Here is a 15,145-nt window from a genome sequence, read left to right as displayed (position 1 = left end):
CGGCAAGCAATCTCTATAGAGCGCAGGACCGAATTCCGCGGCACTCCTGAGGCGTGTTCACAGCGAATGGGAGCGCACGGATCAGCATTCGGGCGTTCCGGGCATTTTCACGGGAAAATGCGGCGCCCGTCAGGAGGCAAACCGCATGGTCTTCTTCCCCCATCGCCATCTCCTCGGCATCAAGGGGCTTTCCCATCAGGATATTACCCTGCTTCTCGACAAGGCCGACGAGGCGGTGAAAATCAGCCGCCAGCGCGAGAAAAAGACCTCGACGCTTCGGGGCCTGACGCAGATCAACCTGTTCTTCGAAGCGTCGACGCGCACGCAGTCCTCTTTCGAGCTTGCCGGAAAACGCCTTGGCGCAGACGTGATGAACATGTCGGTCGGCAATTCCTCGGTGAAGAAGGGCGAAACGCTGATCGATACGGCGATGACGCTGAACGCCATGCGCCCGGATGTGCTGGTGGTTCGCCACTCCTCCGCCGGCGCCGCAGCCCTTCTCGCGCAGAAGGTCGCCTGCTCCGTCGTCAATGCCGGAGACGGCCAGCATGAGCACCCGACGCAGGCGCTGCTCGACGCACTGACCATCCGCCGCGCCAAGGGCGAACTATCAGGCATCACGGTGGCGATCTGCGGCGACGTGCTGCATTCGCGCGTTGCCCGCTCCAACATCATCCTGCTCAACCAAATGGGCGCGCGCGTTCGCGTCGTCGCCCCCGCCACGCTTTTGCCCTCCGGTATCCGCGACATGAGCGTCGAGGTTTTCCACGACATGAAGGAAGGGCTGAAGAACGCCGATGTGGTGATGATGCTGCGCCTGCAGCGCGAGCGCATGTCCGGTTCCTTCGTGCCTTCGGTGCGCGAATATTTCCATTATTACGGCCTCGATGCCGAAAAGCTGAAGGCGGCGAAGGAGGATGCGCTGGTCATGCATCCCGGCCCGATGAACCGCGGCGTGGAAATCGCCTCCGACGTGGCGGATGGTCCGCAGAGCGTGATCGAAAGCCAGGTGGAAATGGGGGTTGCCGTGCGCATGGCGGTCATGGAAACCCTGCTTGTCTCGCAAAATCAGGGTGAGCGCGTATGAGTGCCGTTACCGTTCTCAAGAACCTTCGCATCGTCGATCCGTCCCGTAACCTCGACGAGACCGGCAGCGTGATCATCGGCGCAGACGGCACCATTCTGGCCGTGGGCAAGGATGCGCATAATCAGGGCGCACCGGAAGGCGCGACCGTGCGTGACTGCAAGGGGCTTGTAGCCGTTCCCGGTCTGGTGGATGCCCGTGTCTTCGTCGGCGAACCCGGCGCCGAACACCGCGAGACCATCGAATCCGCCGCGCGCGCGGCAGCGGCCGGCGGTGTCACCAGCATCATCGTCATGCCCGATACCGACCCTGTCATCGATGACATCGCACTCGTCGAATATGTGAAGAAAACGGCGCGCGACAAGGCAGTCGTCAATGTCCATCCGGCAGCGGCCCTGACCAAGGGCCTCAATGGCGAGGAAATGACCGAATTCGGCATGCTGAAGGAAGCCGGTGCGGTGGCCTTCACCAATGGCCGCAAGGCGCTCTCCGACACGCTGGTGCTGCGCCGCGCCATGACCTATGCCCGCGAACTGGGTGCTGTCATCGCGCTCGAAACCCGAGACAAATATATCGGCGGCGGTGACATGAACGAGGGGCTGTTCGCAAGCTGGCTCGGTCTGTCGGGCGTTCCGAAGGAAGCCGAGATCATCCCGCTGGAACGCGATCTGCGCATTGCCGGGCTGACACAGGCGATCTACCACGCCGCCAAGATTTCCGTACCGGAATCGGCAGAGGCGATCCGCGTTGCGCGGCAGCGGGGCGTCAAAGCCACCTGCGGCATCTCGATCAACCATCTGACGCTCAACGAGAACGATATCGGCGAATACCGTACCTTCTTCAAGCTCTCCCCGCCGCTGCGCGCCGAAGACGATCGCAAGGCCATGGTGGAGGCGCTGAAGGACGGCACCATCGACATCATTGTCTCCTCACACGACCCGCAGGATGTCGACACCAAACGCCTGCCCTTTTCGGACGCCGCAAGCGGCGCGGTGGGGCTGGAAACCATGCTGGCGGCGGCGCTGCGCCTCCACCACAGCGGCGAGGTTCCGCTGATGCGGCTGATCGATGCGCTTTCCACCCGTCCGGCAAAGATTTTCGGACTGGATGCGGGAACGCTGAAGGCGGGCGCGAAAGCCGATATCACGCTCATCGATCTCGACGAGCCATGGCTTGTTACCAGGGAACAGCTGGTGTCCAAATCCAAGAACACGCCGTTCGAAGATGCCCGTTTCAGCGGCCGTGCCGTCGCCACTTATGTGGCTGGCAAAGCCGTTCATTCCTTGGCATAAGATCACCAACAGAGATCACGCGGCCAGCGCGACAGAGGGGACGTTTGAATGAGTGCTTTGACTGACTGGCAGACGGCGCCTGCCCTTCTCGCGCTGGCGGCGCTTATCGGTTACCTGTTCGGTTCGATACCCTTCGGCCTCATCCTCACCCGCATGGCGGGGCTGGGCGACGTGCGCAAGATCGGCTCCGGCAATATTGGCGCCACCAATGTGCTGCGTACCGGCAACAAGAAGCTCGCCGCCGCAACCCTGCTGCTCGACGCGCTGAAGGGCACGGCGGCGGTGCTGGTCGCTAATGCGCTGTGGGGTTATGAGGCTTCTCTGGTCGCCGGTTTCTTCGCCTTCCTCGGCCACCTGTTTCCGGTGTGGCTCGGCTTCAAGGGCGGCAAGGGTGTAGCCACCTATATCGGCGTGCTTTTGGGGGCCGCACCCCTGATGATGCTGGCCTTTGCGCTCATCTGGCTCGCAACCGCCTTCATCACCCGTTACTCGTCACTCTCGGCGCTTTTGGCCATGCTGATCATTCCCGTGGCCCTCTGGGTGCTCGGACCTGAGAAGACAGCGCTGCTGGTAACGCTGCTCAGCGTGATTTCCTGGTGGAAGCACCGCGAAAATATCGCGCGGCTTCTGGCCGGCACCGAAAGCCGGATCGGACAAAAGGGCTAAGGCCAGTCTTAAGGATATGTCATGCCGCATGAGGAAACGACACGGCAGGGCATAGAGCTTTCTTCCCGGCAGCGGGTCGCGTGGCTGCGGTTGATCCGCAGCGACAATATCGGCCCCGTTACCTTCCGCGAACTCATCAATCATTTTGGCAGCGCCGAAAAGGCGCTCGACGCCCTGCCGGAACTTTCAAGGCGCGGCGGTTCATTGCGCAGCCCCCGCATTGCCACACAGGCGGAAGCGGAAGGCGAAATCGAGACCGCGGAAAAATTCGGCGCGCGTTTCGTCGGCATCGGCGAGCCGGACTACCCCTCCGCCCTGCGGCATCTGGACGGCGCGCCGCCGCTGATCGCCATGAAAGGATCGGCATCCACCGCAACAAGACCATGCATCGGTATTGTCGGCTCGCGCAACGCCTCCATCAACGGCGCGAAATTCGCCGCCATGCTCGCGCGCGACTGCGGCAGGGCCGGTTACACGATCGCTTCCGGCCTGGCGCGCGGCATAGACGCGGCTGCACACCGGGCAAGCCTTGCAAGCGGTACGGTGGCCATGCTGGCGGGTGGTCTTGACCGCCCCTACCCTCAGGAAAATTTCGGGCTTTTGCAGGAGATATACGATCAGGGCGGCGCGACGATCAGCGAAATGCCGTTCGGCTGGGAACCGCGCGCGCGGGATTTCCCCCGCCGCAACCGGCTGATCGCCGGCGTCTCCCTCGGCGTCGTCATCGTGGAAGCGGCGGAGCGCTCTGGTTCGCTGATTACGGCGCGGCTTGCCGGCGAAGCGGGCCGGCTCGTTTTCGCCGTGCCCGGTTCCCCGCTCGATGCGCGCTGCGAGGGCACCAACCGGCTGATCAAGGAAGGTGCGATGCTGACGACGGGCGCTTCAGATATTCTCGAGGCGCTTCGGCCGCTGATGGAACCGCAATTGCCCTATGAGCGCAAGATCGAGGAACCGAGATCCGACATGGAGATGTCACCACCAGGGGACGACGAGCGTAACATCATCGCCGCCGCTCTCGGTCCCTCGCCCGTGGATACGGACGATATTATCCGCCACACGGGTTTTTCCGCTGCCACCGTTCATCTGGTGCTGCTGGAGCTTGATATAGCCGGGCGGTTAAACCGGCATGCCGGGGGTCGGGTTTCGCTCCTCGCGGATTGAGAGCTTGCGTCGTCCGCTCTGGATGTCGCCGACTTCGACATAGGCCATCTCGATCAGGTAACACAGCATGTCGGCTCCCTCGCGGCTGGCGACCTGCCGCAGTTCTGCCAGCATCTGGCGAATGTAAGCCAAGTTCTCCCCGGTCCCATCATTATCGGCATTATTGTCTGTCGCGTTCGGGACCATATATTTATCCTGGAAATTCCGCCTGAAACGAAAAGCATTAAGTAGATTCAAATGATGTTGGGTATCATAACCAATTTACCAAAGATTGCAATACAACAATAGATTATCCATAGGTTGTAATCACCTTGGAGCGATAAAATCGGGCTTGCCTCTTGACCCGGGGGCATTACCTGTCCATGTCGAATTATAAAGAAGGCGAATTGCGGCATTGCGCTGCAATCGGGCCACGTTAACGGACCAGTTCCAGAGAAAAACAATATGAATGTCGTCGTCGTAGAATCTCCTGCCAAAGCCAAGACGATCAACAAGTATCTTGGCTCGGGCTATAAGGTTCTTGCATCCTTTGGCCATGTCAGAGACCTTCCTGCCAAGGACGGATCGGTGCTGCCCGACCAGGATTTCGAAATGTCCTGGGAGGTCGACAGCGCATCCGCCAAGCGCATGAAGGATATTGCCGATGCGGTAAAAGCCTCCGACGGCCTCATTCTCGCAACCGACCCGGATCGCGAAGGTGAAGCCATTTCCTGGCACGTTCTCGATCTTTTGAAGAAGAAGCGCGTTCTCGGCGACAAGCCGGTGAAGCGCGTGGTCTTCAACGCCATCACCAAAAAGGCGGTGCTGGACGCCATGGCGAACCCGCGCGACATCGACGTGCCACTGGTCGACGCCTATCTCGCCCGCCGCGCGCTGGATTATCTCGTCGGCTTCAACCTGTCTCCGGTATTGTGGCGCAAGCTGCCCGGCGCGCGTTCCGCCGGCCGCGTGCAGTCGGTTGCGCTGCGCCTCGTCTGCGACCGCGAATCCGAGATCGAACGTTTCGTCTCCGAGGAATACTGGAACATCAGCGCGCTTCTGAAGACACCGCGCGGTGACGAGTTCGAGGCCAAGCTGGTATCCGCCGATGGCAAGCGACTGCAGAGCCGCGGGATCAAGACCGGTGAGGAAGCGAACCGGCTGAAGGTGTTGCTGGAGGGCGCGACCTATGTGGTCGATTCCGTCGAGGCAAAACCCGTCAAGCGCAATCCCGGCCCGCCCTTCACCACCTCGACGCTGCAGCAGGCGGCCTCCTCGCGCATGGGCTTTGGTGCCTCGCGGACGATGCAGGTAGCACAGAAGCTTTATGAAGGTATCGACATCGGCGGAGAAACCGTCGGCCTTATCACCTATATGCGTACTGACGGCGTGCAGATGGCACCGGAAGCCATCGATGCTGCCCGCCAGGCCATTGGCGAGCAGTTCGGCAATCGCTATGTGCCGGAAAAGGCGCGTTTCTATTCCACCAAGGCCAAGAACGCCCAGGAAGCGCATGAGGCGATCCGCCCGACCGATTTCAACCGCACGCCGGATCAGCTGAAGCGTTATCTCGATGCCGATCAACTGCGTCTTTACGACCTGATCTGGAAGCGCGGTATCGCCAGCCAGATGGCGTCCGCCGAAATCGAGCGTACGACGGTCGAAATCCTCGCGGACAAGAACGGCGAGAAGGCCGGGCTTCGTGCCGTCGGCTCGGTGATCCGTTTTGACGGTTTCATCGCCGCCTATACCGACCAGAAGGAAGATGGCGAGCAGAGCGACGACGGTGACGACGAAGGGCGTCTGCCGCCGATCAATGAGCGCGAGAACCTCGCCAAGCAGAAGATCAATGCCAGCCAGCACTTCACCGAACCGCCGCCGCGCTATTCGGAAGCCTCGTTGATCAAGAAGATGGAAGAACTTGGCATCGGCCGCCCTTCCACCTATGCGGCAACGCTGAAGACGCTGAGCGACCGCGAATATATCATTGTCGACAAACGCAAGCTGATCCCGCATTCACGCGGACGGCTGGTGACGGCTTTCCTTGAAAGCTTCTTCTCCAAATATGTCGAATACGACTTCACCGCCGCTCTCGAAGAAAAGCTCGACCGTATTTCCGCTGGTGAGTTGGACTGGAAGCAGGTGCTGCGCGATTTCTGGAAGGATTTCTTCGCGCAGATCGAAGATACCAAGGAATTGCGCGTCACCAACGTGCTGGATGCGCTGAACGAGGTTCTGGCGCCGCTGGTGTTCCCCAAGCGCGAGGATGGTTCGGATCCGCGCATCTGTCAGGTTTGCGGCACCGGCAATCTCTCGCTGAAGCTCGGCAAATACGGCGCTTTCGTCGGTTGCTCCAACTATCCGGAATGCAACTACACCCGCCAGCTCACCTCTGACGGTTCGGAAGCCGAAGCTGCGGCCTCGAACGAGCCGAAGGCGCTCGGCGCCGATCCGATGACCGGTGAAGAGTTGACGCTGCGCTCCGGCCGTTTCGGACCCTATATCCAGCGCGGCGACGGCAAGGAAGCCAAGCGTTCTTCGCTGCCCAAGGGCTGGAAGCCTGAGGACATCGACCACGAGAAGGCTTTGGCGCTCATCAACCTGCCGCGCGATATCGGCAAACATCCGGAAACCGGCAAGATGATATCGGCCGGTCTCGGCCGTTATGGGCCGTTCCTTCTGCATGACGGTTCCTATGCGAACCTTGAAAGCATCGAGGACGTGTTCTCGATCGGTCTCAACCGCGCCGTCACCGTCATTGCCGAAAAGCAGAGCAAGGGACCGGGACGCGGCCGCAGCGGCACGCCGGCAGCGCTGAAGGAACTGGGCGACCACCCTGATGGCGGCCCGATCACCGTGCGTGACGGGCGTTATGGCGCTTACGTCAACTGGGGCAAGGTCAACGCCACCATTCCGAAGGGTCAGGATCCGGCCTCGGTGACGCTGGACGAGTCTCTGGTGCTGATTGCCGAGCGCATTGCCAAGACCGGCACCGGCGGCAAGCCTGCCAAGGCCAAGAAGCCCGCCGCCAAGAAGGCCGATAGCGACGCCGCGGCAAAACCGAAGGCGACGAAAGCCAAGGCAGCAACCAAGAGCAAGACGGCCGCCAAGCCGAAGGCAGCAGCCAAACCCAAGAAGGCAGCAGAGTGAGCAAGACGCCGCGTCAGAGACAGGGTTCCGCCAGCGACGGCTTTGGACGCACCGGACGCGGCAAGCGTGTGAGCGAAGGTGAAGGCATCATCCATGGCGAGGTGCCTTCCCGCGAAGTGCTGCTGAAATTCATCGCCGACCATCCGCAACAGGCTTCCAAGCGCGAAATCGCCAAGGCTTTCGGGCTGAAAGGTGAAAACCGCATCGTTCTGAAAGCGCTGCTGAAGGAACTCGAGGTCGATGGCATGGTGCACAAGAGCCGCAAGTCGCTGACGCGGCCGGGCGGTCTGCCGCCTGTCACGGTTCTCGACATCACCACCCGCGACAAGGATGGCGAATTGATCGGCCGGCCGGCGGAATGGCCGGAAGATATGGGCGCGGCACCTGCCGTGCTCATCCGCCAGTCTTCGCAGGATCGCGGCAAGAAAGCCCCGGCTGCCGGTCTCGGCGACCGTATTCTTGCAAAGATCTTCCCCTCCAAGGAAAGCGTCGGCCCGGCTTATACGGCGCGCGTCGTAAAGCTGATCGACCGTCGCCAGAACGCGCTGCTCGGCGTGTTCAAGCAAACGGAAGGCGGCGGCGGTCGACTGATGCCGATCGACCGGCGTGGCGAGGAGATGGTGATCGATCCCGATGGTGTCGGCGATGCCAAGGACGGCGATCTGATCGAGGTGGAAACCTCGCGCAATAGCGGCCGTTATGGGCTGACGCGGGCGAAAGTCCTCTCGGTCATCGGCTCGGTCGCCTCGGAAAAGGCGATCTCGATGATCGCGATCCATGCCCACGGCATTCCGCATATCTTCCCGTCTAACGTTCTGGCCGAAGCGGATGCTGCCAAGCCCGCAACCATGTCGCACCGCGAGGACTGGCGCGACCTGCCGCTCATCACCATCGATCCGGCCGATGCCAAGGATCATGACGACGCGGTCTATGCCGAACCGGATACATCGCCCGACAATCCTGGTGGCGTCATCGTCACGGTCGCCATTGCCGATGTCTCCTGGTATGTGCGATCAGGCGCGCCGCTTGACCGCGAGGCGTTGAAGCGCGGCAACTCGGTCTATTTCCCCGACCGTGTCGTGCCGATGCTGCCGGAGCGCATCTCCAACGATCTATGCTCGCTGAAGGAAGGCGTCGACCGCCCTGCCCTTGCCGTGCGCATGACCTTCTCGAAGGAAGGCCGCAAGGCGGGCCACACCTTCCATCGCATCATGATGAAGAGCGCTGCCAAGCTCTCCTACCAGCAGGCGCAGGCCGCGATTGATGGGCGGCCCGACGACAAGACCGGGACGCTGCTGGAGCCGATCCTGAAGCCATTGTGGCATGCATACGAGGTGATGAAGCGCGGCCGCGACCGTCGCCAGCCGCTGGAACTCGACATGCCGGAGCGCAAGATTCAGCTCAGGCCCGATGGCACGGTGGACAAGGTCGTCATTCCCGAACGCCTCGATGCGCACAAGCTGATCGAGGAAATGATGATCCAGGCGAATGTCGCCGCCGCCGAGACGCTGGAAAAGAAGAAGCAGCCGCTGGTCTATCGCGTCCACGATGCACCCACGCTTTCCAAGCAGGAGGTGCTGCGCGAATTCCTCGGCACCATCGGCATATCCATGGCCAAGGGTGCGGCCATGCGCGCCAATTCCTTCAACGGCATTCTGGCACGCGCCATTGATACGCCGCACCAGATCATGGTCAACGAAATGGTGCTGCGCAGCCAGAGCCAGGCGATCTACAGCCCGGAAAATATCGGCCATTTCGGCCTCAACCTGATGAAATATGCGCATTTCACCTCACCGATCCGTCGTTATGCCGACCTCATCGTGCATCGCGCGCTGGTGGGTTCTCTGGGCCTCGGCGAAGGCGGTATCACACCACAGGAAGAGGCGACGCTGGACGACATCGCCGCCGAAATCTCGACATTCGAGCGCCGCGCTATGGCCGCCGAACGTGACACCATCAACCGGCTGATCGCGCACCATCTTTCCGAACGGGTGGGTGAAGAATTCGAGGGCCGTGTTTCCGGTGTCACCAAGGCGGGACTTTTTGTCGCGCTTCCGCAGTTTGGCGCGGACGGGTTTGTTCCTATATCTACACTCGGAACCGATTATTTCCTCTACGATGAGGCCCATCAGGCCCTGACAGGGGAAAAGACGGGTCTCGGTTATCAGCTTGGTGACACGGTTCAGGTGCGGCTTGCGGAAGCCGTGCCACTGGCGGGTGCGCTGCGTTTCGATATGCTGAGCCCGGGGCGCAAGATGCCGGTCGGTACGCGGTCGTTCCACAAGGCGGGCCGGCGGACATCGCGTCCTGCCGCAAAGCCCGGAACACGGCCGCCCCGAAGGCGACGTTAGGACGGCGACAATAACAAGACCGCGACAGGCGGTTAAGGAAACGGGAGAAGGACTTCAGGATGAGTGCACATCAGAGCTCGGAAACGGTCACCTTCGGCGACAACAGCGCGGAGCGGCCGCTTGGACGTTCCATCATGCGCGGTATGGCGAACCGCTGCCCCGCCTGTGGCGGCGGCCGCCTGTTTCGTGCCTTTCTGAAGCCGGTGGACAATTGCGCCGCCTGCGGCGCCGAAATGCACCACCATCGTTCCGACGATTTGCCGCCCTACATCTCCATCGTCATCATCGGCCACATCGCCGTCGGCGGTTTCATGATGACGGATATGGTCTTTTCCGTACCCATGTGGGTGCATTTCGCCATCTGGGTGCCAATCACCATTCTGGCCGCACTTTTGACGCTGCAGCCGATCAAAGGCGGCGTCATCGGGCTGCAATGGGCGCTCAAGATGCACGGCTTTGACGGAAAGCAGCCAAAGGCGCAGATAGACGGTTCCTCCCACTGACGACCGGCGGAAACTTGCACGTGCCCCAGCGTCCCATGAGCACCGGAGCGGCGAGCACGCCGATGCGTCCGCGCGATGCCGCTTCCATCATCCTGTTCGACCGGTCCGGGCCTGCGATGCGGGTACTGATGGGCCAGCGCAGCAATGCCCACGTCTTCATGCCAGGTGCTTACGTGTTTCCCGGCGGCAAACGCGATCCGCGTGACCACGCCCTGCCCTTCTCCGGCGACCTTCATCCCGCCGTCCTCAACAGCCTCACCGCTTCCGCCGCGCGCCGCCTGAGCATTGCCGGGGCGAGAGCGCTGGCGCTCGCAGCCGCACGTGAACTTGTCGAAGAGACCGGCGTGGACATCGGGCTTGCCGCAGACGGCCCGGACCTTTCCTGTTTCCGATATGTCGCGCGCGCCATTACCCCGCCCGGCAATATCAGGCGTTACGACACCCGATTTTTTTGCTGCTATGCCGACGAATTGCGGCTGGATACCCGGCTAACCCGGGACTCCGACGAGCTGCACAATGTGCAATGGCTTGACATGAATGACCTTTCCGGTCTGAACATGCCGAAAATCACGCGCACGGTTCTCGAAGATGTCACAAAACTCATGATAGGTGATCCCTCACTGCCCTTTGACAGCCCCGCGCGGCTCTATTTCACGCGCCACGGCCGATTCATTCAAGAGTTTGTATAAAGGCCGTTATGTCACAGATGAAATGCGAAGCGGATGCCATTCACTGGCCCTCACTGATCGCCGCGATTTCCGCCATCAGTGCGGTCGGTGTCGCCATCGGTCTTGGCCTGCCGCTCCTGTCGATCATCCTTGAGAAGCGTGGCATCTCCTCCACCATGATCGGCGTCAATTCGGCCATGGCCGGCGTCGCGGCGATGATGGCTGCGCCGGTGACGACCAAGATCGCCCATGATTTCGGCGTGGCGCGGACGATGCTGTTTGCGGTCGTCGTTTCGGCGCTGAGTGCGCTCTGTTTTTATTTCGCCGATGCCTTCTGGATGTGGTTCCCGCTGCGAATCGTCTTCCATGGCGCGACCACAACACTGTTCATCCTGTCCGAATACTGGATCAACATGACCGCACCGCCCAAAAAACGCGGCATGGTTCTCGGTATCTATGCCACGGGGCTTGCGGTTGGTTTCGCTGTCGGTCCATTGCTGTTCTCCGTTGTCGGCAGCGAGGGTATCCTGCCCTTTATCGTCGGGGCGGCAATCATTCTTCTGGCGGCGATTCCCATCTTCATGGCCCGCGGCGAAAGCCCGGAGCTGGATGAGCGGCCCAACCACCATTTCGTCCGCTACGTCTGGCTGGTGCCGATGGCTTCGGCTGCGGCTTTCGTGTTCGGTTCGGTGCAGGCGGGCGGCCTGTCGCTCTTTCCCATCTATGCGACGCGTGAGGGCTTCAACGAATCGCAGGCAGCGCTTCTGCTGACCGTGATGGGCATCGGCAACATGGTCTTCCAGATACCGATCGGCCTGTTATCGGACCGGATGAAGGATCGGCGCACCATGCTCGCGCTGATGGCCTTTGCGGGCGTTTGCGGCACGCTGGCGCTGCCCGTGCTGGTGGACAGCTGGATCCTCGTGGCGGCCCTGCTGCTGTTCTGGGGCGGCCTCGTCTCCGGCATGTATACCGTCGGCCTTACGCACCTGGGATCGCGCCTCAAAGGCGCCGATCTGGTTGCCGCCAACGCCGCCTTCATCTTCTGTTACGCCATGGGTACGATCGCAGGCCCCCAGGCCGTCGGCATTTCCATGGATGTCGCAGGCACCGATGGTTTCGCCTGGGCGCTTGCCGTATTTTTCGGGCTTTACGTGGTGCTTTATGGCTTCCGTTTTGTTTTCCGGGCAAAACAGACTTGACTTTTCAGGCGCGATACGTAGTTTCGCGCCAGATTTAGCCGAGGTGAGAAGCGCCTGCGGCTTCTCTTTTGTTTAAAGGCAGGACGACCATGGCGAAAGCTACAACAATCAAGATCAAGCTGCTGTCGACAGCCGACACCGGTACCTTCTACGTCACCACCAAGAACAGCCGTACGTTCACGGACAAGATGACGAAGACGAAGTACGACCCGGTTGTACGCAAGCACGTCGAATTCAAGGAAACCAAGATCAAGTAATTCTTGATCGGGTTCTCCGACAAAAGCGCGCCCAACGGGCGCGTTTTTTGTTTGTGCGGGGATCGGGCGTCTCCGCCGATTTTCGGATGGCACCGCCCTGGTGCGACTCAGAGCCGAAGTAACTTTAAGCGCAGACAAGAATCCAATCGCTCGCACCGCCTTGCGGGGCGTGGTGTGCGAACAATCACAAGCACTCAATCACGCCGCAGGAACGATCTGAAACATATCGCCGTGACTGACCACCAGAGTGGCTGTTCCGCTGCCCGCAACAGCCACAGCTGAACCGCGTGACGACGGTATCGCAAGACTGTATGCTTGTTGCATGGGACGACTGACCTTCAGCATCAACGTGACCTTGGACGGCTGTATCGACCATCAGGAAGGTATCGCCGACGACGAGACACACGCCTTCTTCACTCGTCTCATGGACGAGAGCGGAGCGATGCTGTGGGGCCGCGTCACCTACGAGATGATGGAGAGCTACTGGCCGGCGGTCGCTCGCGGCGAAGCGGAGGTACCGCCGCCGATGCGTGACTGGGCGGTTAAGCTGGATGCCAAGCCGAAATACGTGGTGTCCTCAACGCGAAACGACTTCCCATGGAATAATAGCCACCACATCACCGGTGATCTGTGGACAGGCGTGAAGAACCTCAAGGATGCGACCCCGGCAGGCGTGCTTCTAGGCAGCGGCAAGCTCGCAGCCGAGCTGGATCGGCTGGATTTGATCGACGAATACAAGTTCCTCGTTCACCCTAGGATCGTCGGCCATGGCCCCACCCTGTATGAAAGCGGCTTACGGAGCACGCGAAAGCTCGAACTGGTTTCGGCGAAGCCGCTCAGCAACGGCGTTGTTGCCATGCATTACCGACGCTCTTCGGCGAAAATTTCAGGGCAGGAATAAGCGCATAGCCGGATTTCGGGAGTAAGGCGGTCGGCCAACGATGTGATTACGGCACGAGGAACCGATTCGGACATCGTCAGCCGACCGACCCCACGATTCAGGAGATGCGGCGGACCTGAGCATCATGGGGCATTCGAACTACGCAATACCAGCCCCTGACGAGCGAAATCACGGCGGTGTCGGCCGCCATTATCCCACCATCACAAGACGGAAAAACCGCCGGAAGAACTGTTACTCTCATTAGGGAGTTTGCGCAGAAGTAAAATAAAAATCAAGAAATTCTTAAGCCAGCGATACATCACCTGGAAAACATGGTTAAATATACAACGCTGGCACACTATAGTTTCCCGGCAGATTGAATTCAATGTATTTTTCAACTTGAACTCTATTAATCCTGCTGAATTTCATCCCTTCATTGCAAGAAGATAAAATACAGGCAAGGTCAGGGATTTGGGGTGTGCGGCGCAGCCTTTTGAATTCGTTGGCTGCCATCTCCAGTGTGAAACACAAAAGAGACGACAAGCTTTTCCGTCTCACATGTCCGGAATGTTCAGGCGGCGGCGGCGACGACCCGGTTGCGCCCGGCGTGTTTCGCCTCGTAGAGAGCCCTGTCGGCATGTTTCAGAAGCTCGTCCGGCGTGCCGAAGGCCGCGTTGCTGGTGGCAATGCCGAGCGACGCCGTAATGCTCAGTTCGCGGTCGATGGAGCGCACATAAAAGGGCTTGTCCTCAACGATTGCCCGCAGGCGCTCGGCAACGCTTGCTGCAAGCTCGATTGGCGTATCCGGCATGACAACCACAAATTCTTCCCCGCCATAACGGCAGGCAAGATCGGCGCCGCGCACCGTGCTGCGAATACGCGTCGCAAATTCCCGCAGGACTTCGTCACCGACATCGTGGCCATAGGTATCGTTGACCAGCTTGAAACGGTCTATGTCGGTCATGCAAATGGAAATCGGTCGACCACGGACGGCGGCGCGGTCGAAAAGTATCTTGAGATGATTGTCGAGATAACGGCGATTGTTGAGGCCGGTCAGCCCGTCGACGATGGCAAGTTCCATCGTGTGCTGGAGATTGAGCCGCAGATGCTCGTTATAGCGCTTGCGCCTGATCTGCGTAAGCGAGCGGGCGACAAGCTCGTTCGGATCGATCGGGCGGAGAATATAATCATTCACGCCGAGATCGAGCGCCCGCGCCACCACATCGTCCGCCCCCTGCTCCGCCACCAGAAGCAGCGGCAGGAAACGGGTGCGCTCCAGCGAGCGGAGTTGTGAACACAATCGCAGCGGATCGTAATCTTCGAAATTGGAGTTGACGATGACAAGCTCGAAGGGGTTGCTCGCCGCCTTCAGCAGCGCCGCCTGCGGTTCGGTGACGGCATCAACCTCGGCGACCGGCTTCAACGCCCGTATGATGCGCTCCTGTGAGCTGGCGCGGCCATCCGCCACAAGAACGCGACCGGGCGTCTGCATGAGGCCGTCGCTGCGCAGCATCTCTTCGATGCCGATCTGCCTTGCCGTTTCGGCGCGCGCCCGCAACTCGTCACTGACGGCTTTGAGGCGCACCAGGCTTTTAACACGGGCAATCAGCTGGAGGTCGTTGACCGGCTTGGTCAGAAAATCGTCGGCGCCGGCCTTCAGGCCGCGCACGCGGTCGGACGGCTGATCCAGCGCGGTGACCATGACAACGGGAATATGCGCCGTTTTGGGGTTGGCCTTCAGGCGCTCGCAAACCTCGAACCCATCCATGCCCGGCATCATGATGTCGAGCAGAATGATATCGACCTGTTCCTCATCGCAGATCGCCAGTGCCTTGAAGCCATCCTCGGCAGTCACGACGTCGAAATACTCCGCCAGCAGCCGCGCCTCGAGAAGCTTGACGTTTGCGGGTATGTCGTCAACAACCAGAACTCTCGCCGTCATAACAGTTCCC

The 15,145-nt window shown here is 60.5% G+C and carries 13 protein-coding genes; 11 read left to right on the top strand and 2 right to left on the bottom strand.

The annotated features are described in order from the left end of the window. Window positions 1-145: 145 nt before the first annotated feature. The 4 genes from AGR13A_RS06190 to dprA are packed head-to-tail and all read left to right on the top strand — an operon-like array spanning window position 146 to window position 4,203. Window positions 146-1,087 (top strand): aspartate carbamoyltransferase catalytic subunit, encoded by a 942-nt coding sequence (locus AGR13A_RS06190; protein ID WP_003521487.1) that lies wholly within the window; start codon window positions 146-148, stop codon window positions 1,085-1,087. Continuing rightward, window positions 1,084-2,376 (top strand): dihydroorotase, encoded by a 1,293-nt coding sequence (locus AGR13A_RS06185; RefSeq protein ID WP_080834206.1) that lies wholly within the window; start codon window positions 1,084-1,086, stop codon window positions 2,374-2,376. The genes AGR13A_RS06190 and AGR13A_RS06185 overlap by 4 nt, the downstream gene beginning before the upstream one ends. Before the next feature lie 48 nt (window positions 2,377-2,424). Continuing rightward, on the top strand, window positions 2,425-3,042 hold the full coding sequence (plsY, locus tag AGR13A_RS06180; protein ID WP_167377421.1) for a glycerol-3-phosphate 1-O-acyltransferase PlsY: 618 nt from the start codon (window positions 2,425-2,427) through the stop codon (window positions 3,040-3,042). Between the two features lie 21 nt (window positions 3,043-3,063). Then, window positions 3,064-4,203, top strand: a complete 1,140-nt coding sequence (dprA, locus tag AGR13A_RS06175) for a DNA-processing protein DprA (protein WP_080834204.1) — start codon at window positions 3,064-3,066, stop codon at window positions 4,201-4,203. Here dprA and AGR13A_RS06170 read toward each other — a convergent pair. Then, a complete protein-coding gene (locus AGR13A_RS06170) occupies window positions 4,159-4,389 on the bottom strand; it encodes a hypothetical protein (protein WP_080834203.1) in 231 nt (76 codons plus the stop codon). The genes dprA and AGR13A_RS06170 overlap by 45 nt on opposite strands. 258 nt (window positions 4,390-4,647) lie before the next feature. Here AGR13A_RS06170 and topA point away from each other — a divergent pair, with 258 nt between their 5' ends. The 7 genes from topA to AGR13A_RS06135 all read left to right on the top strand — a co-directional run bounded on the left by topA (window position 4,648) and on the right by AGR13A_RS06135 (window position 13,214). Next, entirely contained in the window at window positions 4,648-7,332 is a 2,685-nt protein-coding gene (gene topA / locus AGR13A_RS06165) for a type I DNA topoisomerase (RefSeq protein ID WP_080834200.1), read from the top strand. Continuing rightward, window positions 7,329-9,683, top strand: a complete 2,355-nt coding sequence (rnr, locus tag AGR13A_RS06160) for a ribonuclease R (protein WP_080834198.1) — start codon at window positions 7,329-7,331, stop codon at window positions 9,681-9,683. Before topA ends, rnr begins: the two co-directional genes overlap by 4 nt. Window positions 9,684-9,742: 59 nt before the next feature. Next, window positions 9,743-10,186: a DUF983 domain-containing protein gene (locus AGR13A_RS06155; protein ID WP_035217627.1), complete on the top strand. Its 444-nt coding sequence runs from the start codon at window positions 9,743-9,745 to the stop codon at window positions 10,184-10,186. A gap of 62 nt (window positions 10,187-10,248) precedes the next feature. Next, the gene (locus AGR13A_RS06150; protein ID WP_167377522.1) at window positions 10,249-10,875 is read left to right on the top strand and encodes an NUDIX hydrolase; all 627 of its coding nucleotides are present in this window, start codon (window positions 10,249-10,251) and stop codon (window positions 10,873-10,875) included. Between the two features lie 17 nt (window positions 10,876-10,892). Next, window positions 10,893-12,056: an MFS transporter gene (locus tag AGR13A_RS06145; RefSeq protein ID WP_167377521.1), complete on the top strand. Its 1,164-nt coding sequence runs from the start codon at window positions 10,893-10,895 to the stop codon at window positions 12,054-12,056. Between the two features lie 89 nt (window positions 12,057-12,145). After that, window positions 12,146-12,313 (top strand): 50S ribosomal protein L33, encoded by a 168-nt coding sequence (gene rpmG, locus AGR13A_RS06140; protein WP_003496403.1) that lies wholly within the window; start codon window positions 12,146-12,148, stop codon window positions 12,311-12,313. Window positions 12,314-12,635: 322 nt separating this feature from the next. After that, a complete protein-coding gene (locus AGR13A_RS06135; RefSeq protein ID WP_080834192.1) occupies window positions 12,636-13,214 on the top strand; it encodes a dihydrofolate reductase family protein in 579 nt (192 codons plus the stop codon). A gap of 550 nt (window positions 13,215-13,764) precedes the next feature. Here the strand turns inward: AGR13A_RS06135 and AGR13A_RS06130 are convergent. Further along, entirely contained in the window at window positions 13,765-15,135 is a 1,371-nt protein-coding gene (locus tag AGR13A_RS06130) for a PleD family two-component system response regulator (RefSeq protein WP_080834190.1), read from the bottom strand. Window positions 15,136-15,145 lie beyond the last annotated feature (10 nt).

Origin of the sequence: Agrobacterium genomosp. 13 str. CFBP 6927 (assembly GCA_900012615.1) — a bacterium.
Lineage (GTDB): Bacteria > Pseudomonadota > Alphaproteobacteria > Rhizobiales > Rhizobiaceae > Agrobacterium.
The sequence above is the reverse complement of the archived record's forward strand: the minus strand, read 5'-3'. Positions and strand labels throughout refer to the sequence as shown.